At 61.5% G+C, this 21,889-nt stretch carries 19 protein-coding genes and 1 tRNA gene; 16 read left to right on the top strand and 4 right to left on the bottom strand.

The genetic code is table 11. From position 1 onward, the window contains the following. The first annotated feature begins 184 nt into the window (after positions 1 to 184). The 7 genes from gmd (at position 185) to fabI (ending at position 9,378) form a co-directional block, all read left to right on the top strand. Positions 185 to 1,246, top strand: coding sequence for a GDP-mannose 4,6-dehydratase (gene gmd / locus HJB91_RS08630; protein ID WP_221122496.1), 1,062 nt, complete (start codon positions 185 to 187; stop codon positions 1,244 to 1,246). Continuing rightward, positions 1,247 to 2,197, top strand: coding sequence for a GDP-L-fucose synthase (locus HJB91_RS08625; RefSeq protein ID WP_221154387.1), 951 nt, complete (start codon positions 1,247 to 1,249; stop codon positions 2,195 to 2,197). Between the two features lie 347 nt (positions 2,198 to 2,544). After that, the gene (locus tag HJB91_RS08620; protein ID WP_221154385.1) at positions 2,545 to 3,567 is read left to right on the top strand and encodes a bifunctional 2-polyprenyl-6-hydroxyphenol methylase/3-demethylubiquinol 3-O-methyltransferase UbiG; all 1,023 of its coding nucleotides are present in this window, start codon (positions 2,545 to 2,547) and stop codon (positions 3,565 to 3,567) included. Between the two features lie 543 nt (positions 3,568 to 4,110). Next, positions 4,111 to 6,360 (top strand): DUF3141 domain-containing protein, encoded by a 2,250-nt coding sequence (locus HJB91_RS08615; RefSeq protein WP_221154383.1) that lies wholly within the window; start codon positions 4,111 to 4,113, stop codon positions 6,358 to 6,360. Between the two features lie 56 nt (positions 6,361 to 6,416). Then, positions 6,417 to 7,385, top strand: coding sequence for a phosphate acetyltransferase (locus HJB91_RS08610; RefSeq protein WP_221122499.1), 969 nt, complete (start codon positions 6,417 to 6,419; stop codon positions 7,383 to 7,385). Between the two features lie 4 nt (positions 7,386 to 7,389). Beyond that, positions 7,390 to 8,562, top strand: coding sequence for an acetate/propionate family kinase (locus HJB91_RS08605; protein WP_221146720.1), 1,173 nt, complete (start codon positions 7,390 to 7,392; stop codon positions 8,560 to 8,562). 30 nt (positions 8,563 to 8,592) lie between these two features. Next, complete coding sequence (fabI, locus tag HJB91_RS08600; RefSeq protein ID WP_221146719.1) at positions 8,593 to 9,378, top strand: enoyl-ACP reductase FabI; 786 nt, start codon at positions 8,593 to 8,595, stop codon at positions 9,376 to 9,378. A gap of 231 nt (positions 9,379 to 9,609) precedes the next feature. Here fabI and HJB91_RS08595 read toward each other — a convergent pair. After that, a tRNA-Gln gene (locus tag HJB91_RS08595) sits at positions 9,610 to 9,683 on the bottom strand. A gap of 244 nt (positions 9,684 to 9,927) precedes the next feature. Here HJB91_RS08595 and HJB91_RS08590 point away from each other — a divergent pair. From HJB91_RS08590 to HJB91_RS08580, 3 genes are read left to right on the top strand one after another with little or no spacing between them, the layout of a single operon-like run. Continuing rightward, the gene (locus HJB91_RS08590) at positions 9,928 to 11,475 is read left to right on the top strand and encodes a Ppx/GppA phosphatase family protein (protein ID WP_210629077.1); all 1,548 of its coding nucleotides are present in this window, start codon (positions 9,928 to 9,930) and stop codon (positions 11,473 to 11,475) included. A 10-nt stretch (positions 11,476 to 11,485) separates the two neighbouring features. Then, positions 11,486 to 12,205 carry an RlmE family RNA methyltransferase gene (locus tag HJB91_RS08585; RefSeq protein WP_064681032.1) on the top strand — a complete coding sequence of 240 codons (720 nt, stop codon included), beginning with the start codon at positions 11,486 to 11,488 and terminating at the stop codon, positions 12,203 to 12,205. Between the two features lie 31 nt (positions 12,206 to 12,236). After that, positions 12,237 to 12,620, top strand: coding sequence for a VOC family protein (locus HJB91_RS08580; protein WP_210629076.1), 384 nt, complete (start codon positions 12,237 to 12,239; stop codon positions 12,618 to 12,620). Between the two features lie 8 nt (positions 12,621 to 12,628). On the opposite strand, the gene HJB91_RS08575 is transcribed toward HJB91_RS08580, so the two are convergent. Next, positions 12,629 to 14,053, bottom strand: a complete 1,425-nt coding sequence (locus tag HJB91_RS08575) for a DHA2 family efflux MFS transporter permease subunit (protein ID WP_221154381.1) — start codon at positions 14,051 to 14,053, stop codon at positions 12,629 to 12,631. A 242-nt stretch (positions 14,054 to 14,295) separates the two neighbouring features. Between HJB91_RS08575 and HJB91_RS08570 the strand changes: the two genes are divergently transcribed. From HJB91_RS08570 to HJB91_RS08560, 3 genes are all read left to right on the top strand, one after another. Next, entirely contained in the window at positions 14,296 to 15,288 is a 993-nt protein-coding gene (locus HJB91_RS08570; RefSeq protein ID WP_221146711.1) for an MBL fold metallo-hydrolase, read from the top strand. 382 nt (positions 15,289 to 15,670) lie between these two features. Next, positions 15,671 to 17,155: an IMP dehydrogenase gene (gene guaB, locus HJB91_RS08565; protein WP_210629073.1), complete on the top strand. Its 1,485-nt coding sequence runs from the start codon at positions 15,671 to 15,673 to the stop codon at positions 17,153 to 17,155. A 2-nt stretch (positions 17,156 to 17,157) separates the two neighbouring features. Beyond that, positions 17,158 to 17,712, top strand: a complete 555-nt coding sequence (locus HJB91_RS08560) for a hypothetical protein (RefSeq protein WP_221122505.1) — start codon at positions 17,158 to 17,160, stop codon at positions 17,710 to 17,712. Positions 17,713 to 17,720: 8 nt separating this feature from the next. On the opposite strand, the gene HJB91_RS08555 is transcribed toward HJB91_RS08560, so the two are convergent. Next, positions 17,721 to 18,638 (bottom strand): LysR family transcriptional regulator, encoded by a 918-nt coding sequence (locus HJB91_RS08555; protein WP_210629071.1) that lies wholly within the window; start codon positions 18,636 to 18,638, stop codon positions 17,721 to 17,723. 91 nt (positions 18,639 to 18,729) lie between these two features. Between HJB91_RS08555 and HJB91_RS08550 the strand changes: the two genes are divergently transcribed. The 3 genes from HJB91_RS08550 to HJB91_RS08540 all read left to right on the top strand — a co-directional run bounded on the left by HJB91_RS08550 (position 18,730) and on the right by HJB91_RS08540 (position 20,868). Beyond that, the gene (locus HJB91_RS08550; protein ID WP_210629070.1) at positions 18,730 to 19,485 is read left to right on the top strand and encodes an SDR family oxidoreductase; all 756 of its coding nucleotides are present in this window, start codon (positions 18,730 to 18,732) and stop codon (positions 19,483 to 19,485) included. Between the two features lie 105 nt (positions 19,486 to 19,590). Beyond that, positions 19,591 to 20,007, top strand: a complete 417-nt coding sequence (locus HJB91_RS08545; protein ID WP_210629069.1) for an MAPEG family protein — start codon at positions 19,591 to 19,593, stop codon at positions 20,005 to 20,007. Between the two features lie 228 nt (positions 20,008 to 20,235). Further along, positions 20,236 to 20,868 (top strand): TetR family transcriptional regulator, encoded by a 633-nt coding sequence (locus HJB91_RS08540; protein ID WP_210629068.1) that lies wholly within the window; start codon positions 20,236 to 20,238, stop codon positions 20,866 to 20,868. A gap of 6 nt (positions 20,869 to 20,874) precedes the next feature. Here HJB91_RS08540 and HJB91_RS08535 read toward each other — a convergent pair whose 3' ends face one another. Beyond that, complete coding sequence (locus HJB91_RS08535) at positions 20,875 to 21,831, bottom strand: LysR substrate-binding domain-containing protein (RefSeq protein ID WP_210629067.1); 957 nt, start codon at positions 21,829 to 21,831, stop codon at positions 20,875 to 20,877. Positions 21,832 to 21,889 lie beyond the last annotated feature (58 nt).

Below are 21,889 nucleotides of genomic sequence, written 5' to 3'. Positions count from 1 at the left end.
GTCTTTCCCTTTGGACATCTGATAAATGGAACGCTCTAGTCTCATTGCGCCCATCCGCCGTCAACCGAAGAGATCGACAATGCTGAATTTCGTTTGTCCCCGGTGTCGGTCACATTGGGGTTGCGCTGGTTCGGTCGTTTCCATAAACACCTCCCGAAGATTGCATCGAAAGACGACGTGAAAAATGACGAAAACCGCGCTTATTACTGGGGTGACTGGTCAGGATGGTGCCTATCTGGCCGAATTGCTTCTGAGCAAAGGCTACACGGTGCACGGTATCAAGCGGCGGTCCTCATCTTTTAACACCGGCCGCATCGAACATATCTATCAGGATCCGCATGAGGCCCACCCACGCTTCGTCCTTCACTATGGCGATATGATCGACTCGACCAACCTGCTGCGGATCGTCCAGCAGACTCAGCCTGACGAAATCTACAACCTGGCCGCACAAAGCCATGTCGGCGTCAGTTTCGAAACGCCGGAATATACGGCCGATGCCGATGGTATCGGGACGTTGAGGCTGCTCGAAGCGATCCGCATCCTGGGTCTTGAGAAAAAAAGCCGGTTCTACCAGGCGTCGACGTCGGAACTCTACGGTCTCGTGCAGCAAGTGCCGCAGAACGAGAAGACGCCGTTCTATCCGCGCTCCCCCTATGCCGCAGCCAAGCTCTATGCCTACTGGATCGTCGTTAATTATCGCGAGGCCTACGGCATGCACGCGTCGAACGGCATTCTGTTCAATCATGAAAGCCCGCTTCGCGGCGAGACCTTCGTCACGCGCAAGATCACGATGGCGGTGGCTGCCATCAGCCTCGGCCTTCAGGACAAGCTTTTCCTGGGGAACCTTGACGCCCAGCGTGACTGGGGCCATGCGCGCGAATATGTCGAGGGCATGTGGCTGATGCTGCAGCAGGACAAGCCGGATGACTACGTCTTGGCGACGGGTGAGACGACGCGTGTGCGCCAGTTTGTCGAGTGGGCCTTTGCCGATGTCGGCATCACCTTGGAATGGAAGGGATCCGGTGTCGACGAAAAGGGCTATGATGCCGCCTCCGGCGCTTGCCTTGTGGAAATCGATCCCCGGTATTTCCGCCCGACGGAAGTCGATCTTCTGCTTGGCGACCCGACCAAGGCACGTCAGAATCTGGGCTGGCACCATAAGACCCCGGTTCGTGAACTCGCCGCTGAGATGGTGCGCGAGGATATCAAGCACTGGAAGGCTCAAGGCAGCCGGAAAGAGGTCTGAGTGTACGACTTATCGAACAAGAAGATCTGGGTTGCCGGTCATCGCGGTATGGTCGGCAGTGCTCTTGTGCGCAGGCTTCAATCCGAAAATTGCAGGATCATCACGGCCACGCGCGCCGAGGTCGACTTGAAGCGCCAGGACCAGGTCGGGAAGTTTGTTGAAGCAACCCGGCCGGACGCGATCATAATCGCCGCAGCCAAGGTTGGCGGAATCCTCGCCAATGACAGCTATCCTGCCGAATTCATCTCCGACAATCTGATCATTCAAACCAACATCTTTGAAGCCGCTCACCGGGCGGAGGTGGACCGGCTTCTCTTCCTGGGTTCAAGCTGCATTTATCCCAAGCTCGCTCCCCAGCCGATTCCTGAAGAGGCTCTGTTGACCGGTCCGCTTGAGCCGACCAACGAATGGTACGCCATTGCCAAGATCGCCGGTATCAAGCTCGCGGAAGCCTATCGCAAGCAATATGGCCGTGACTACATTTCGGCGATGCCGACCAACCTGTACGGCCCTGGCGATAATTTCGACCTGAACTCCAGTCATGTCCTGCCCGCGCTGATCCGCAAGGCGCATGCGGCGAAATTGCGCAGAGACCCGCAAATGGTTGTCTGGGGCACCGGAACCCCGCGCCGCGAGTTTCTTCACGTCGACGACTGCGCCGACGCGCTGGTGTTTCTGCTGAAAACCTATTCGGGCACGCAGCACGTCAATGTCGGCTCGGGCACGGATCTTGAAATCATCGAGTTGACGCGTCTGGTTTGCCGCGTCGTCGGTTACGAGGGTGAGATCGTCAATGACCTTTCCAAGCCCGACGGCACGCCGCGAAAGCTGATGAGCAACAAGAAGCTGCAGGACATGGGCTGGAAACCGAGCATTTCGCTTGAGGACGGCATTAGAGCCACTTACGCTTGGTTTCTCGAATGCGAAAACGGATCTGATCCAGCGGCCTGATGCCCGAGTTCCTGCGGGCCGGCACTTTCTCTGTCCCACATTGATTCGCGACACAGCGCTGTCGCCGAGCCTCCGATTGCCTCGTGGTCCTGGCCGGCGGGTCCGGAACGCATTGGTGTCTAAGCTTCACCACGCGTCGGTATAAACGCCAAAGCCGGTCCGAATTACAGTCCACCGGCGAGGAAGAGCAATTCGAACAATATCGGCGACCGGCGGCAAGCCCGATCATTGCGGCGGGGAACCCGATAGGGTTAGCGCGGTGGGTATTGTAGGAGGGGCGAATATACGCATAATTTCCGCTGCTGGCGCTGCCAGGCAAGATCGGTCGAATTTCTTGGGAGGGTTCCATGGAAACGAGCATCGAGCACGCCCATGCCGGCGCAGTGTCGCCCGAACTTGTGGTCGATGCGCTGTTTGCGTGCCGAAAGACGGCAGCGATCAGGGCGGCCATCGAACTTGATCTCTTTACACATATTGGCGAGGGCAAGACGCCGGCAGTCCTGGCGTCGGCAACAGCCGCCTCGGAGCGTGGCGTGCGCATCCTCTGCGATTACCTTGTGGTCCATGGCTTCCTGACCAAGGAGGGCGAACAGTACAAAATGACGCCCTCGACCAGTACGTTCCTCGATCGCAATTCGCCGGCCTATATGGGCTCTGCCGTCGAGTTCGCCGCCGCACCAGAAGTACTCGATAATTTTCTGCGCGATCCGACGTCCGTCGTGCGAAACGGCGGTTCGATGGGCCTTGCGAACATGTCGCCCGACAACCCCATCTGGCTGAAGTTTGCGCGTGGCATGGGCTCTTTCACCGGGCTCAGCGCCAAACTGCTGGCTGGGGAAATCTCCAGCTGGGCGATGTCTCCCAAGAAGGTCCTGGACATCGCTGCAGGCCCAGGCGTCTTCGGCATCGAAATTGCCAGGGCCTTTCCATCCGCGGAGATCGTCGCCGTCGACTGGGGCGCCGTCTTGGAGCTGTCGAGGCAGAATGCGGAAAAATCAGGCGTCGCGGACCGGTACCGGACGATCGCCGGCAGTGCCTTCGAGATCGACTGGGGCGCTGGTTATGACCTCGTCCTGCTTCCGAATTTTCTGCACCATTTCGATTTGCCGACATGTGCCGCGCTGTTGCGAAAGATCATCGCGAGCCTTGCAGCGGATGGTCGGATCGTCGCGGTCGATTTCGTGCCGAATGAAGATGGCGTGTCGCCGCCTTTTCCAGCGGCCTTCTCCTGGGAGATGCTCGTCAGCACACCGGCCGGCCAGGCTTACAAGCAAAGCGAACTGGCCGAGATGGCAAAACTGGCCGGCCTCACCGGCGTCACGGTCAAATCGATGCCGCCAACCCCTGCGAGCCTCATTGTCTTTGAATAGCCGCAGCTCAAGGCTGTCTGTTCTATGTTATCGGCGGAACCGAGCTCATCGGAGATTTGAGGGAAATTGGCTGGGGGTTCGCGCCTGGGCTCAATGGCTTATCGAAGGCGCCTTGAGATCCTTCAGTGTCCCGCCGCCAGCGACCGTGGATGCCCCCTTGTGCCTCGGCGACGGCGAGGGTCACGATGATGGAGACACTTGCGGATCCCGGATATGATGAGCGAAGTCGGCCTTCGCTGCCCTGTAACAGGGTCGATGATCCGCGATGTCGAGTTCGACCCGCGACGCATGAGCGAGAATACCGGCTGCGGAAAGTCTGATGCCGAGCGGCGCCCCAGCCGCTGCGGTCTCATGAGGCCAGCCGCGCTGCCGCGTATGCTACCGTAAGATACGTTTGTCCGGCACCACGCTGCGCCTATGCTGCATGTGCTAAGAGCGTGCATGGCCCACAGCGCGGCCATCATTCACAGAGCGGACGCAGATCAAGAATATGATCATCCAAGTATAAGTCTCTGGCCAAGAGCGGTGAACAGGAGATTTGGCATGCGGCATTCTTCCTATCTTCCCACAGCCGGTTTCGCCACGCAGTTCGGTCCGGCCGGTTACGCCCTCGACTATGTTTTGGATGCCGCCCAGCGCAGCGTGCTGTTCTGGGACGTCATGCGCAAGCGCGGCAACCAGTATCGCGCCCATGCGGAAGCAACCGCGCCGCATGTCCTGAGCTTCACGCCCGAGGTCGTGCTTGACGGACGTTCGCTCGAGAAGCCCGTCAACTACGCGCTGGTTCGGATCGTCCCGCCTGAGGGGGTAGAGATTGATGAAAAGCGCCGGCCTTTCGTCGTGGTCGATCCGAGAGCTGGACACGGGCCGGGCATCGGTGGCTTCAAGGCTGACAGCGAGATCGGCGTTGCACTGAGAGCCGGGCACCCGTGCTATTTTATTGGCTTTCTTCCGCAGCCGATGCCGGGACAGACGATCGAAGACATTGCACTGGCTGAAGCCATCTTTTTGGAGAAGGTGATATCGCTGCATCCGCAGGCCGACGCCAAGCCATGCGTGATCGGCAACTGCCAGGCGGGCTGGGCCGTCATGATGCTGGCCGCCATGCGCTCAGAACTGTTCGGCTCGATCATCATTGCCGGCGCGCCACTTTCCTACTGGGCGGGTGAACGCGGCAAATATCCGATGCGATATACCGGCGGACTGCTTGGCGGTACTTGGATGACCGCACTCACCAGCGACCTCGGACACGGGCAGTTCGACGGCGCATGGCTGGTGCAGAATTTCGAGAACCAGAATCCGGCCAACACGCTATGGACCAAGCAATATAACCTCTATTCGAAGATCGACACCGAGGCACCACGCTATCTCGGTTTCGAGCAGTGGTGGGGTGGTCACGTCAATCTGAACGCGGAGGAAATCCAGTTCATCGTCGACGAACTCTTCGTCGGCAACAATCTTGCCGCGGGCCGCATCAAGACGTCAAAGGGCGAGGCGATCGATCTTCGCAACATCCGCACGCCGATCGTCGTCTTCTGCTCGAAGGGAGACAACGTCACGCCGCCCGCGCAGGCGCTCGGCTGGATTCTGGATCTCTATGACGATGTGAACGAGATACGCTCACACGGCCAGACGATCGTTTACACGGTGCACGAAACGATCGGTCACCTCGGAATTTTCGTGTCCGCGAGCGTTGCCCGCAAGGAGCATGGAGAATTCTCCAGCAATATCGATCTGATCGATGCGCTGCCACCCGGGCTCTACGAGGCGATTTTCGAGGCAAAGACCGCTGAGACAGTAGGCGGGGACCTCGTCGAGGGTGATTGGATCATGCGCTGCGAGGCAAGGACGCTGGACGATATCCGCGCGCTCGGCTGCAATAACGCCGCGGATGACCGGCGTTTTGCGACCGTTGCGAAGGTCTCGGAGATCAACCTGTCCCTCTACCGGACTTTCCTTCAGCCTTTCGTCCGCGCAATGGCGCCGGATTGGGCGGCCAAGCATCTGCGTGAGATGCATCCGCTCCGGCTGCAATACGAGGTGTTTAGCGACGTCAATCCTTGGATGGCGCCGATTGCAGATCTCGCCCTCGATGTGGCGGAAGAGCGCCGTCCCGTTCGTGCCGACAATCCCTTCCTGGCGTTGGAGCAAGCCTTCTCACGCCAGGTCGTTGCGGGGCTGGATGCATGGCGTCAAGGGATCGAGGCGCTGAGCGAGGCGACCTTCCTCTCCGTCTACGGGTCTCCGCTCCTGCAGGCGGCAGTCGGCATCGATCCGTCTGACACTAGGCCGCAGCGCAGAGCAAGCAAGACCGCGCTGCATGCGCAGGTTCTCAAGGAGAGGATCGAGGAACTCAAGGCGCAAATGGAGGACGGCGGACTTCGGGAAGGTCTGGCGCGCAGCCTGCTCTACGTCGCCATGGCCAATGGTGCAGCCGATGAGCGTGGCTTTGCCGCCATTCGCCGGATGCGGCGCACCGAGGACGGCATGCCGGCGATGACGCTCGCGGAATTCAAGGCCTTGATCCGCGACCAGTTCCTCATGCTGCTGATCGACGAAGAGGCTGCCGTGAGCGCTATCCCACGGCTATTGCCGGCGGAGGAGAGTGTTCGCCGCGAGGCCTTGTCTTCCCTGCGTGAGGTCTTGAACGTGCGCGGCGCGCTTTCCGGCGAAGCCGAACAGCGCTGGAAGAGGATTGTCGGGATATTCGGCCTTTCCGGAGAGACGCTGCCGGAACCTGTCTTGTCGCCGGCGAAGGCCATCCCGGGGAAGTCTGTTCGCCGCGCAAGTTAGCCGACAAGATGCTGAAGCCGAGGGACTGAGCCCGCCCTTCAACATGGAGTGTGAAGATGCAGGATTTAGACGACGTTGGGAAAGAGTACGTGCCGCATCAGAAGTATGAGCGGCTGATCGCCAAGGCAAAGCAGGTTCCTGTGATGACGACGGTCGTCGCCCATCCTTGCGACGAGACATCGCTGCGCGGCGCCGTCGAGGCAGCCGAGATAGGACTGATCCGTCCGGTCCTGGTCGGGCCGGCGGGAAAGGTGCGCACAATTGCAGACGCGCATCACATCGATATCTCCCCATTCGAGCTGGTCGACACGCCGCATAGCGACGCGGCGGCGGCGAAGGCGGTGGAGATCATCCGCCAAGGCGGCGCTGATTTGCTGATGAAAGGAAGCCTCCACACGGATGAGCTCATGCGCGCCGTGACGTCATCGGCCACGGGACTGAGGACGGCGCGGCGGATCAGCCATGTCTTCGTGATGGATGTCCCGCACCATTCGGAAACGCTGTTCATTACCGACGCGGCCATCAACATCGCGCCGGATCTCGATGCCAAGCGCGACATCGTTCAGAACGCCATCGATCTCTTCACCCAGGTCGGCCTGGGCACGCCCCGCGTGGCGATCCTTTCGGCGGTTGAGACGGTCACATTGAAGATCCCTTCGACGATCGACGCCGCTGCTCTTTGCAAGATGGCCGAGCGCGGACAGATAACGGGCGGCATTCTCGACGGGCCGCTTGCCTTCGACAATGCGATCGATCCGGAGGCTGCACGGATAAAGGGCATCCAGTCGCCGGTGGCCGGCCACGCCCAGATACTCGTCGTCCCCAATCTCGAATCCGGTAACATGCTGGCGAAGAACCTGACGTTCCTGGCGAAGGCAGATGCAGCAGGCATCGTGCTTGGAGCGCGCGTGCCGATCATCCTGACGTCGCGGGCAGATTCCGTGCTGGCGCGCCTTGCCTCCTGCGCCGTCGGCGTCCTGCTGGCCGATGCGCGCCGCCGCACGGCGCCGATACAGGGGGGATGATGCAATGGACACCATCCTCGTCGTCAATGCCGGCTCCTCCAGCCTGAAGTTCGAGGTCTTCGCGGTCTCGGGTTCGCTCACGCGACTGGTCAAGGGTAAGATGGAAGGCATCGGCACTGCGCCGCGCCTGGCCATCAAGGGTGCTGGCGGCGAGCGGCTGGCGGACGCAAGCTATCCAAACGAGACCGTTGCCGATTTGCCCGCGGCGATGCGCCTTGTGGGCGAATGGCTGCGCGAGCGGCACGACGGCCGTCTGATTGCCGTCGGCCATCGGGTCGTCCATGGCGGCCCGAACCACATGCGCCCGGCGCGCATCGACGAAACCCTGCTGCACGAACTGGAGCGCTATACGCCGCTTGCGCCGTTGCACCAGCCAAGCAATCTCGCGCCGATCCGCGCACTGCTGGAGCGTCAGCCGCAGCTAACGCAGATCGCCTGCTTCGACACGGCCTTCCATCGCGGCCATGATCCGATGGCTGACCACTACGCCATTCCCGCGCGTTATTTCGAAGAGGGTGTCCGGCGCTATGGTTTTCATGGCCTGTCCTACGAATATGTCGCCGGAAGGCTGGCCGAGATCGCGCCGGACGTTGGCCGAGGACGGGTCATTGTCGCCCACCTCGGAAGCGGTGCCTCGATGTGCGCGCTCCGCGGCGGAAAAAGCGTGGAGAGCACACTGGGCTTCACTGCTCTGGATGGCCTGCCGATGGGCACACGATGCGGCCAGATCGATCCGGGCGTGCTTCTCTATCTTCTCCAGCAGCGCGGCATGAGTGCAGCTGAGCTGCAGGACCTTCTTTACAGGGAATCCGGCCTCAAGGGCCTCTCGGGCGCCAGCAACGACGTCCGCGACCTGTTAGCGAGCGAGGAGCCGGGTGCGGCACTCGCGCTCGATCATTTCGTACATCGCATCGGCCTCAATGCCGGCATGCTCGCGGCCGCTCTCGGCGGATTGGACGCTTTCGTGTTCACCGCCGGCGTCGGGGAAAACTCGCCGGTCATGCGTGAGCGGATCTGCAGGAAGCTGGAATGGTTAGGCGCCAAGCTCGACAGCAGGCGAAACGCCGCCGGCGAGCTGTTGATTTCGGGCGACGATAGCAGGCTCGCCATTTATGCCGTGCCGACCGACGAGGAACTGATGATCGCGCGGCATACATACGCATTGCTCGCCGCATGATGGGCAACCCATGACCCGGGAGAGGGGCTGATGATGATCCCTGATGTGAAGGCCAAGCTTCTTGAAGGCAAGCGCGGGCTGGTGGTCGGCATCGCCAATGACCAGTCGATCGCCTGGGGTTGCGCCAGAGCCTTCCGTGCGCTCGGCGCCGAGCTCGCGGTGACCTATCTCAATGACAAGGCCAAGCCCCATGTCGAGCCGCTGGCCGAGGCGCTGGAAGCGCCCATCTTCATGCCGCTCGACGTTTCCCTGCCGGCACAATTGGAGGCGGTGTTCGACCGGATAGCCGAGCAATGGGGCGAGCTCGATTTCCTGGTGCATTCGATTGCCTTTTCGCCAAAGGATACTCTGCAGGGGCGAGTGGTCGACGTGCCTCGTGAAGGATTCCTGAAGACGATGGACATTTCCTGCTGGTCGTTCATTCGCATGGCGCATCTTGCGGAACCGCTGATGAAACGCGGCGGGACGCTGTTCACCATGAGCTACTACGGCAGCCAGATGGTCGTGAAGAACTACAACGTCATGGGTGTCGCCAAGGCGGCGCTCGAAAGCGCCGTGCGCTACATCGCCGCCGAACTCGGGCCGAAGGGCATTCGGGTGCATGCCATCTCGCCAGGCCCGCTGGCGACGCGGGCTGCCTCCGGCATCCCGGAATTCGACGAGCTTCTTAGCAAGGCCGAGGAAAGGGCGCCGACACGCAGCCTTGTGTCGATAGACGATGTCGGCATGGCAACGGCCTTCCTCGCTCATGATGCAGCGCGGCTGATCACCGGCGACACCATCTACATCGACGGCGGCTACCACATCATAGACTAGGGGAACCAGTGGAGTGATTTACAACGCGCCGCGTCTTTGAGATGCCAAAGCATGACGTCCCGCTCGTATTCGAAGCGTGCGTTGCCCTTGCCTGCCCGCTGGGACGCTGGCCGCGCTCACTCGCGTGGGCATCAGCTGCGGGCTGCAGTTCTGGGCATCAGGTCCCCAATGATGCCAACACGATATCCGGCATGACTGGAAAATCACGGAATTAAAGGACTGGGAGAGAATTGGCTGGGGAACCTGGATTCGAACCAAGATCGACGGAGTCAGAGTCCGCTGTTCTACCATTGAACTATTCCCCAGCAAGCGAACCGGCGGGCGGTTCGGCTGGTGTGCGGCGCTTATAAACAAAAGCCCGGCGATTGCAAATACCTGTTTTGAAAAAAATCGGCCTTCTCAGGCCGGCGGTGAAACTCTTCCGCAAAGCCCTCTGTCAAAAAAGAATTTGGTGATTTTGGCGGGCGCTGATATTCTTGCGGCAACGCAAAAATCAAACGAGCGCCTGCTGCATACCTCCGGGACTTGCGCGGCGCGGTGGAAAACAACGTGGAAGACCCCGAAGGCGGCGCGAAGCCGCAATTTGACGGGGCGACGGCGGCAGGGCGCAGGGACGGCAAGAAGTCCAGGCGTCGCAAGGGCAAGCGCGGCGGGCAAACCCGCAGCGTCGCCCATCCCGCTTCGCATGAGTTCCCCGGCAGTGCCGGGCAGCCTGCGCGCCCCATGGAAGATGCGGCCGGACATCCGGCTCGCAAGCGCAAGCGCCGTCGTCGCGGCGGTCAAGGCGCTTCGCAGGATAGTTCAGTTCAAAACCAGAAGGTGGAACAGGACGCGGCAGCCGCCCGGCCCGACAGCGAACAGGCATCGAGCCGGCGCAACCGCCGGAAGCATCGCGGCAAGCGCGGGCTGCAGGGCCGGCCGCTGTCATCGGCAAAGCCTTCCCATGTGCCCCTGCAGGAAAGCCGCGTCGAAGAGACGGTGCGCAGTGCCGTCCCGCGCGAGATGCAGAACGGCGCCGGCGCCGGCCGCAAAGGCCGCCAGGAGAGCCACGGTCACCAGGGGGATCGTCAGGCCGGCGAGCACGCATGGCCGGAAGAACTCTATGCCGCGCTCGATCTCGGCACCAATAATTGCCGTCTGCTGATAGCCCAGCCGACCCGGCCGGGCCAGTTCCGCGTCGTGGATGCCTTTTCCCGCATCGTACGGCTCGGCGAGGGTCTTGCCGCCAGCGGCCGTCTCTCCGACGAGGCGATGGAAAGGGCGATCGAGGCGCTGAGGATCTGCGCCGGCAAGCTGAGGAACCGGGAGATCCGCCGCATGCGGCTGATCGCCACCGAGGCCTGCCGTCAGGCGGTCAACGGCGCGGAGTTCCTCGGCCGCGTTGTCGCCGAAACCGGCCTCGAACTTGAGATCATCGACCGGGAGACCGAGGCACGCCTCGCGGTCTCCGGCTGCTCCTCGCTCGTTGGCCGCGAGACTCGTTCCGTCGTCCTCTTCGATATTGGTGGCGGCTCCTCGGAGATCGCCGTCATCCGCATCGGCGATAGTCGCTTCAGCCGGCTCGCCAATCACATCACCCATTGGACCTCGCTGCCGGTCGGCGTCGTGACGCTGTCGGAGCGTCACGGCGGGCGCGACGTCACGCCGGATGTTTTCGAAGGCATGGTGCGCGAGGTCGAAGCCATGCTCGGATGCTTCGACTGCCCGGAGATCGAGATCGCCCAGACTGGCGATTTCCACCTGATCGGCACGTCGGGCACGGTGACGACGCTTGCCGGTGTCCATCTCGACCTGCCGCGCTATGACCGGCGCAAGGTCGATGGCATCTGGCTCTCGGATGACGAGGTCTCCGCCATGCAGGCGAAGCTTCTCTCCTGGGATTTCGAAAGCCGCGCCGCCAATCCCTGCATCGGGCCGGACCGGGCCGATCTGGTGCTTGCCGGCTGCGCCATTCTGGAGGCGATCCGCCGCCGTTGGCCGAGCCCGCGCATGCGGGTCGCCGATCGCGGCTTGAGGGAAGGCCTGCTCACCGACATGATGGCCGATGACGGCGTGTGGCGGCGCCATCGCAACCGCCGCGGCCAGCGGGCGAAATAAGGGGAAGGGCATGACAAAGGCACCGATCGCGGGAAACCGCACCGGCCGCAAGCTCGGCCAGCGCGTCAAGAACAAGAAGATGAAGGCGTCCTCCCGCCAATGGCTGCAGCGCCACATCAACGATCCCTATGTGCAGCGCGCCCAGCTCGAAGGCTATCGCGCCCGCGCCGCCTTCAAGCTGTTGGAGATCGACGAGAAATACCACATCCTGCGCGGCGCCAGGCGCATCATCGATCTGGGTGCGGCTCCCGGCAGCTGGTCACAGATCGCCGCCAAGGTCACCGGTTCGACGGATGAGGACGTGCGTGTGGCCGCGATCGATTTCCTCGAAATGGCCCAGCTTCCCGGCGTCAAGATCCTGCAGCTCGACTTCCTCGATCCGAGCGCGCCGGAAAAGCTGATGGAGGCGGTCGGCGGCACGCCCGATCTCGTCATTTCCGATATGGCCGCGCCGACCACGGGCCACCACAGAACCGATCATCTGCGCACCATGCATTTGTGCGAGGTTGCGGCCCATTTCGCCGTCGAGGTGCTGGGAGAGGGCGGGCATTTCCTCACCAAGACCTTCCAGGGCGGCACCGAGCGTGATCTGCTCGCCATGCTGAAGCAGAATTTCCGCCAGGTCGTCCATGTCAAGCCGAACTCGTCACGCGCCGAATCGGTGGAGATGTTCCTGCTGGCCAAGGGCTTCAAAGGCCGCAAGGCGGAAGCTGACGCAGAGCAAGCTTGATCTCGGGTCCATCCCGGTTGATGATGATCCCATGCTTCTCTACATCACGCTCGGAACCAACGATCTTCATCGCGCAGGTCATTTCTATGACGCCGTGCTGGGTGCGCTCGGCTATCGTCGCCAGCGTCATACAGAAGAGGAGATCGGCTATTCCGCCGAAGGCGACACGCGCTGCCGCTTCTGGGTGGTGACGCCGTTCAATCGCCACCGGGCGACTGCCGGTAACGGCGCCATGGTGGCGCTTGCGGCCGAAACGCGGGCGGCTGTCGATGCCTTCCACGCAGCCGCGATTGCGGCGGGCGCGGCGGATGAAGGCGGGCCTGGCCTGCGCTCCTACCATGCCCATTTCTATGCGGCCTACGTCCGCGACCTCGACGGCAACAAGCTTAGTGCAGTCTGCGAACGTCCCGAATAAAGCCCGGCCTATTTCACCATCGATTGTTCGGCTTCGATGGCCGACGGCTTCACGCCTCTCGAGCGATGGCCGGAAACGAGGGCGCCAGCGTTGCGATCCATCCGGACGAAGGGAATGGTCGCAATCACCGTCAGTCCGGCAAAGATGTAGAAAGCCAGATGGAAATCGGCCACATCAAGCGCCTCGCCCCTGATATAGATCGAGGTCTCCAATATTGCGGCCGCCACCGCGACGCCGAGCGCCAGGCTGACCTGCTGCATGACGGAGCTCATCGATGTCGCCTGGCTGGCTTCGGCATCATCGATATCGGCGAAGGCAAGCGCATTGACGCCGGTGAACATGAAGGAGCGGGAGAAACCGCCGAGAAGCAGCACGCCGATGATGACGAGGTGCGGCGTTGCCGGCGTGAAGAAGCCGGTGATGACGGTCACAAGCGTCGTCACCATGGCGGCGCCGACGAGTGTCGTGCGAAAGCCGGTGGCGGCGAAAACGCGCTTGGCCATGAACTTTGTGGTGATCGCCCCGATCGCCCCGGCAAAGGTGATGAGGCCGGATTGGAACGGCGTCAGCCCGAAGCCGAGCTGCAGCATCAGCGGTGTCAGGAACGGCATGGCGCCGACGCAGATTCGAAAGAGATTGCCGCCCATGGTCGAAGCCCGGAACGTCGGATTTTTGAACAGGTTGAGGTTGAGGATCGGCGCTGGGTGGCGCTTCGCATGGCTGATGTAGAGGACGCCGCAGGCAAGGCCGATAAAGGTCGCGGTGATGCCGATGATCGGCGGCAGGGCCGGCAGGCTGACCACCGACAGGCCGAAGACGACGCCGGCGGCTGAAAGCGAGGTGAGCACGAAGCCGGTGAAATCGAGCTTCGGCGGCGCGATCGCTTCCACCTCCGGCAGGAAGATCGTTGCAAGCCAGATGCCGATGATGCCGACCGGCACGTTGATCAGGAAGATCCAATGCCAACTGAAATAGGTAGTGATGAAGCCGCCGAGCGGCGGGCCCGTGAGCGGGCCGACCAGCGCCGGGATCGTCAGCAGCGCCATGGCGGAAACCAGATCGCTGCGCTTCGTCGTGCGCACCAGCACCAGGCGGCCGACCGGCGTCATCATCGCGCCGCCCATGCCCTGCAGGAAGCGGGCAAACACGAATTCGACGAGATTGGACGAGAAGGCGCAGAAAATCGAGCCGATGACGAAGACGGAGATGGCAAGCCGGAAAATCTTCTTGGCGCCGAACCTGTCGGCCATCCAGCCGCTGACCGGGATGAACACCGCCAGCGCCACCATGTAGGAGGTCAGCGCCAGCTTCAGCGTAATCGGCCCGACATTGAGATCCCCGGCGATTGCGGGCAACGCCGTCGAAATCACGGTGGAGTCCATCTGCTCCATGAAGAGAGCGACGGCAAGGATCAGCGGGACGATGCGGTTCATAGGCGGGAGCCTTGATAGGCTGCGGATTGGAGCAGGAAAGGCATTTGCTGTGTAGACTCACTTCCCGGGCCTGCCAATCCTTCAATCCGCTTCGATGGAACGTTCGGTTCACGTCTGCGTGAGATGGCTTGCCCGACATCCTTCCCTATCAACATTGACCTATGTTCACCTACCCGGGCAGGAAATACGGCCAGATCGTCGGGTCGGCGCGATGGCGCGCCGCGCATCAAAGGGGAGTGGACATGGCAATCTCAACGCCAATAAGGCGGCGCACGTTTTTTGCCACAGGCCTCGGGCTGCTGGCTGCGCCGGTGATTTTAAGAGAGAAGGCCGTGGCGGCCGCGACTGGAGAAAGCAGCAATATGAATGCAATGCCTTTGCCCGAGATCGATCAATTCAAGCTCGGTTCCTATAAATTCACAGTGGTGCGCGATGGCATCAACATCTCCGAAAAACCCTATGAAACCTACGGCACCAATCAGGATCCCGAGACGGTCAAGGCATTGCTGACTGCAAACTTCCTGCCGGCCGACAAGCTCCTGAGCGGCTATACGCCTGCCCTCATCGATACCGGCGCGGATGTCATTCTTGTCGATACCGGCTTCGGTGCAGCGGGGCGGGCGCGTGGCGCCGGCCGGCTTGCCGAAGGCTTGAAAGCCGCAGGATACTCGGCCGACGACGTCACCCTCGTGGCGCTCACCCATCTGCACGGCGATCATATCGGCGGTCTCATGGAAAATGGCGCAGCCGCCTTCAAGAATGCCCGCTATGTCATCGGTCAGGCCGAATATGATTTCTGGTCGAACAAATCACGCGAAGGCACGCCCGCCGAAGGCGGCCACAAGGCCGTGCTTGCCAACCTGACGCCGCTCGTCGAAAAAGCCACCTTCATCAAGGACGGTGACAGCATTGCGCCCGGCATGACGGCGATGCTGGCCGCCGGTCACAGCCCGGGCCACATGGTGTTCCATGTGGAATCCGAGGGCAAGCGCCTGGTGCTGACAGGCGATACGGCCAACCACTATATTCTGTCGCTGCTGCGCCCGGATTGGGAAGTGCGCTTCGATATGGACAAGGCGCAGGCGGCGGCCAGCCGCCGTAAGGTTTTCGACATGATCGCCACCGACAAGATCGCCTTCCTCGGTTACCACATGCCGTTCCCCGCGGTCGGTTTCGCCGAAAGGCAGGATGGCGGCTATCGCTTCGTGGCGAAGACCTATCAGTTCGACATTTGATCTACCGCATGTCGTCCGGAAGTGTGTAGCGGTTCCGGGATAACGACATGCGTAAAAACAAAGAGCTAAAGCGCATCGCATGAATGAAGTTTGACGCGATGCGCTTTCCCGCGCCGCGCGTCTTGGCAGACGCGCAAGGGACGCTGTAACACTTTGAATCTACGCATCGTGCTTTCCGAAATCGATTCCGATTTTCGGGCCGATGCGGTAGATGCATGGCTCCCATGACGATCCGGCGGCCACGCCGGGCTTTTTGCTATTTCCTTCCTGTCATAGACGTGTTACCAGCCCTCGCCAACTTCCAAGCAACTCATGCACACCGCCGGGGCGGACGATTCGTTTCCGGGACGGGTTGCATTTTCTTAACTGAAGGAATTTGGCCATGGCCCGCATCATTGAAACGGCAACCGGCGCGGACGCGCTTACCTTCGACGACGTGCTGCTGCAGCCCGGCCATTCCGAGGTCATGCCCGGCCAGACGAATATCGCAACCCGCATCGCCCGCGACTTCGATCTCAACATCCCGATCCTCTCTTCGGCCATGGATACCGTCACCGAGAGCCGGCTGGCGATCGCCATGGCCCAGGCCGGCGGCCTCGGCGTCATCCACCGCAACCTGACGCCGATCGAGCAGGCCGAAGAGGTCCGCCAGGTGAAGAAGTTCGAAAGCGGCATGGTCGTCAATCCGGTCACCATCGGCCCGGAGGCGAAGCTTGCCGAAGCGCTCTCCCTGATGAAATCGCATGGCATCTCCGGCATCCCGGTGGTCGAGAAGTCCGGCCGCCTCGTCGGCATCCTCACCAACCGCGACGTCCGCTTCGCCTCGGATCCGGAGCAGAAGATCCATGAGCTGATGACCAAGGACAATCTGGTCACGGTCAAGGAGAGCGTCGATCAGCAGGAAGCCAAGCGCCTGCTGCACTCGCATCGTATTGAGAAGCTGCTGGTCGTCGACGCCGAAGGCCGCTGCGTCGGCCTCATCACCGTCAAGGATATCGAGAAGTCGCAGCTGAACCCGAACGCCTCCAAGGATGCGCAGGGCAGGCTTCGCGCCGCCGCCGCCATCAGCGTCGGCGATGACGGCTTCGAGCGGGCCGAACGCCTGATCGAGGCCGGCGTCGACCTTTTGGTCGTCGATACCGCCCATGGCCATTCGCAGCGTGTTCTCGATGCTGTCGCCCGGGTCAAGAAGCTTTCCAACTCGGTCAGGATCATGGCCGGCAACGTCGCCACCTATGACGGCACCCGAGCGCTGATCGATGCCGGCGCCGACGCCGTCAAGGTCGGCATCGGCCCGGGTTCGATCTGCACGACGCGCATTGTCGCCGGCGTCGGCGTTCCGCAGCTCGCCGCCATCATGTCGGCCGTCCAGGCCGCCCAGGATCAGGATGTGCCCGTCATCGCCGACGGCGGCATCAAATTCTCCGGCGACCTTGCCAAGGCGATCGCCGCCGGTGCTTCTGCCGTCATGATCGGCTCGCTGCTCGCCGGCACCGACGAGAGCCCAGGCGAGGTTTATCTCTACCAGGGCCGTTCCTTCAAGGCCTATCGTGGCATGGGCTCCGTCGGCGCCATGGCCCGCGGTTCGGCCGATCGTTATTTCCAGGCTGAGGTGCGCGACACGCTGAAGCTCGTGCCCGAAGGCATCGAGGGCCAGGTGCCGTACAAGGGACCGGTCTCGGCCGTCGTCCACCAGCTCGCCGGCGGTCTCAAGGCGGCCATGGGTTATGTTGGCGGCAAGGACCTGAAGGATTTCCAGGAGCGCGCCACCTTTGTGCGCATCTCCGGCGCCGGCCTTCGCGAAAGCCACGCCCATGACGTGACGATCACCCGCGAGAGCCCGAACTATCCTGGCGCCGGCCTCTGATCATGAAGGCGGGCAGCGCAATTCCGCTCTGGATCGTCGCGCTGCTCGCCGCCCTTTGCCTTGCCGTGCTCGCCTGGACGACCTTCGGCTTCGTCGTTCCTTTCAAGCACGAAACCGGGCAGGCGGTGCTCGACACCTACTTCGCCGGCTACGACGAATCGACCGTCTTCCACATGCAGAAGCTGCTCGATGAAAATAAGACGGCGGCCAAACTGCTCAGCGCCATGTATTTCGGGCCGGAGCTGATCTTTCCGGCATTGCTGACGGCGCTGCTGTTCGTCGTCTTCCTCAGGCTTGGTCCCGTCGGCTCGTGGTTCGGCCGGTCACTTCATCCGCTCATAGCCAAGGCGATCTCTCTGCTGCCTTTCATCTACGGCATCTCCGACTACGGCGAGAACATTTCCAGTCTGATTGCCTTCGGCAACAGCGCGTCCGCAGGTCTTGCAATGCACGTGCTGCCGTGGATGACGCGGTTGAAATTCGCAAGCCTCGCTATCTGCTTCATCGTCGCGGCCCGGCTTGCAATTGCCCGTTGGCTGTCGCCACGCCAGGACTGAAGTGGCTATCAGCTCCTTCGCCGCCAAACCGGATTTGACAATCTCGCCATCATGAAATCGGAAAGTACCTCGACCTTCGCTGGCCGGTTCCGCGCGGAAGGTGTGACGAAATACAGTGCGCCGGTCGGCAGTGTCCAGTCGGGAAGAATCGGCTTCAGCCGGCCGTCTATCAGATAGTCATGCGCGAGAAACTCCGGAAGTTCGATGATCCCGAGGCCGCTTAGCGCCATTGGCACCAAGGCTTGCGAATTTGTGGCCTTGAGAGAGCCACTTGGCACGATGACCTCCTCCTTGCCTTCACTGTTGCGCAGGCGCCAGACATCCTGTCGCGCCCTATAGGCGTATCCCAGGCAATGGTGAGCCGCTAGGTCGCGCGGATGTTCCGGCACGCCGTACCGGTCGAGATATGCGGGTGCAGCGAGAATGAAGCGATCCACCGGCGTCAGCCTTCGCGCGACCAAGGACGAATCCGGCAGTACTGCGATTCTGAGCGCGGCATCAAAACCCTCTCCCACGATATCGACGACGGCATCGCTCATGTGCAGGTCGATGGAAATCTCCGGAAAGCGCTCGAAAAAATCAGGCAGGACCGGGGCAAGCCAGCGCGTCCCGAAGGCCATCGGTGCGGCAAGCCTGATGAGACCCTTCGGCCGGGTGGCAATCTCCCGGGCAGCGTCCTCCGCCCTCTCGGCCTCGGCATAGATTCGTGCGGCGCTATCGACCAGTCGCAGGCCGAATTCGGTCAACGCCAGCTGCCGGGACGTCCGGTTGAAGAGCCTGGCGCCGAGTCTGTGCTCAAGACGGCTGACGGCTCGCGAAACGGTCGGCACCGACACGCCGAGCGTCTGCGCAGCCCGAAGGAAGGAACGCTCTTCCGCGACCTTCGCAAACATCGCCAGACCCTCGAAATCGGGAAACTTTGTCATTTCATTCCTGAAACAATGGCTTTCAACTCTTTCTATTCCGCAACGATGCTTTCGTCCATATCTCAGCTTCAGTCGAACCAAGGAGACGACAATGACACAACGACTGAACGCAAAGATTGCGGTTATCACGGGCGCCACTTCGGGCATCGGCCTTGCAACGGCCAAGCGCTTCGTAGCCGAGGGCGCCCGGGTCTTTATCACGGGTCGCCGCAAGGATGTTCTCGATGCAGCAATCGCTGAGATAGGCGGCGAGGTTGTGGGAATTCAGGCGGATTCAGCCAATCTCGCCGACCTCGATCGCCTCTATGAACGGGTGAAGGCAGAATCCGGGAAAATTGACGTGCTCTTCGTCAACGCGGGTGGCGGCTCCATGTTGCCCCTCGGCGAAATCACTGAAGAGCAGTATGACGACACGTTCGATCGGAACGTGAAGGGGGTTCTCTTTACGGTGCAGAAGGCCTTGCCGCTGCTCTCGCCAGGATCATCGATCATCTTGACGGGATCGACCGCAGGCTCGACCGGCACACCCGCCTTCAGCGTTTACGCCGCATCGAAAGCCGCCTTGCGCAGCTTTGCGCGCAACTGGATCCTCGACTTGAAGGATCGCGGCATTCGGATCAACACGCTTAGTCCTGGCCCGACGGAAACGACTGGACTGGTCGAATTGGCGGGCAAGGACCCAACGCAGCAGCAGGGCTTGCTCGACGCCTTGGCAGCCCAGGTGCCTATGGGCAGGGTCGGTCGCGCCGAGGAAGTTGCCGCTGCCGCACTCTTCCTTGCCTCGGAGGATTCCAGCTTCGTCAGCGGTGCCGAACTCTTCGTCGATGGCGGCAGCGCCCAGGTGTGAAGACAATATCGGGTTTGCGGTTGCACAGCGGCGAGCCGCTGGCATCCGCTTATCCTTTCCGCTAATGCTGCCAACGGCATATAAAGCGGAAAGGAAGTGGCGATCATGACCGGCTATGAAATCTTCTGGCCACTCCTTGCCCATGTGGCCCTGGTCTATGGTCTCTACGCGCTTCTTGGCCTGAGACGCGGGAAAATGGTGCGGGTCGGAAAGATCCGCAAACAGGACTATCGCGAAAATCGTGACGAACCCGCCGAAAGCCTTGTCGTCAAGAATTGCCTCGCCAACCAGTTCGAATTGCCTGTACTCTTTTACCCCTGCTGCATTCTTCTCTATATCGCCGAGGCCGACAATCTTGTCGCCCTCGGCCTCGCCTGGCTCTTCGTCGCTCTGCGTTACGCTCATGCCGCCATTCACGTCACCAGCAATGATCTCAGTTACCGCAGCCCGATCTTTGCTGCCGGTTATCTGGTGCTTGCAGCCATGTGGGGTTGGCTCGCCATCTGGATGGCGATGGGCTGACGGCGATGTGCGCAGGCGGCAATCTGCCGGATTTTACAACTATCTGACGTTTTTTGCGCCCTCGTCAATCAGAGCAATGCGGCCTAGGAGCCTGATTTCTCACGCGTTTGCCTATCGTTAAAATCTGAGCGTTTCCATTTACCGCTGATGAAGGCCTGCAATGTCATATCCGCTCGACGCGGTGGTGGTAGATAGCCTGCGGCGCGAAACAATAAGAATGGGAACGACATGGGCGCGGAAAGCATGGATCGCATCGGCTTGCGCAGGAAGCCGAAGCAGGAGCGTAGCATCCAGAGACTGGATCTTATCCTCGCTGCCGCCGCCAAGATAATCGCCCAAAAGGGCGTCAGCGCCATGCGGATGACGGAACTCGCGGTCGCCGCCAAGGTGCCGATCGGCTCGGTTTACCAGTATTTCCCGGAGAAGGCGGCGATCGTCAAAGCCCTGTTCGACCAGCACGCTTCGGCGATTCAGGCGAAGACGGCGGCGATGTTCAGCGACGTGCAGTCCCTCGACCAGGCCCTCGATCTCGTCTGCGCCACCATCGACTGGTATTACGAATCCTATCGCGACGATCCCGTTTATCTCGGCGTCTGGATGGGAACCGAGACCGATCAGGATCTGCTTCGGCTGAATATCGAGCATAGCGGTCGCGTCGCTGGTATCTTCGATGACGCTGTACGCCGGTTGGCTCCCGACCGTTGCGACGAGGAAATGTTCGCGCGCACTTACCTTTTTAGCCACCTGATCGGCGCCGTCATCCGACTTGCGGCCGTCAGCGAAGAGGCCATAGCGCAGCGCATGCTCGGCGAGTGGAAACGCGTCATCCGCGCCTCCCTTTTTGCCGCGAGCGTCGCCTGAGGACTTCTACCAGCTCGGCACCATATTGGCAGCCTTCAGCCGCGGATAAAGGCGCGCCTGGGCGGATTTGACATCCGCTTCCAGCCCGTCGTCGACGACAGCCGGCGTGATGTTGTCGAGGCAGGCAGTGATATGGGCCGTGATTGCGTTCATCAGCGACAGCGAGACGCCAGGCCGTTTCATGATGCCGATCTGCACCGGCGGCAGCGCCGGGAAACCGTCGGCCTGGCTCAGCACCTTCATGCCCGTCCGCAGCGCCGATTCCGGCATCACCGAGACCGCCATACCGGCAAGCACGGCCGCGGCGACGACGGTGCAGGACCAGCTGGTGAACAGGATCTGGTGCTCGCGCCCGACGGCATCGAGCGCCGAGCAGGCAAGCTGGCGCCATTGGCAGTCGCGGCGGCCAACGGCTAGCGGCACCGGCGCATCGTCGCGGATCGGATGGTTGGCCGAGCCGACCCAGCAGAGCGGCTCGGTTCTGACCACATCGGACATGCGCTCGCGCGGATTGTGGGTGACGAGGGCGATATCGAGCTCGCCCTTGTGCATGCGCTCGGCAAGGTCCATCGACGGCTCGCAGACGATGTAAAGCTCGACATTCGGATGCGTCTTGGCAAAACGGCCGATGATCTCAGGCATATAGCGGTCGGCGTAATCGTCCGGCGTGCCGATGCGTAGCGTCCCCTCCAGCCTGTTGTCGTCAAAGGCGGCGATCGCCTCATTGTTGAGGCGGATGATGCGCCGGGCGTAATTGAGCAGTTTTTCACCCTCGACCGTCAGCCGATTGCCGCGGCCGTCCTTGATGAACAGCTGCTTGCCGATGCGCTCTTCGAGACGGCGCATCTGCATGGAGACGGCGGATTGGGTCTTGTAGACCCTGTCGGCGGCCTTGGTGAAGCTGCCGGAATCGACGATGGCGATGAAAGTCTGCAACTGGTCGAGATCAAGAGGCGCGGACATGGGTTCACCTATAAAGATAGCTGATGATAATCATTAGAAACATTCGTTGGACTGATCA

The organism is Rhizobium sp. NLR10b (assembly GCF_019685435.1).
Classification (GTDB): Bacteria; Pseudomonadota; Alphaproteobacteria; order Rhizobiales; family Rhizobiaceae; genus Rhizobium.
This window is presented reverse-complemented; position numbering and strand designations above follow the sequence as displayed.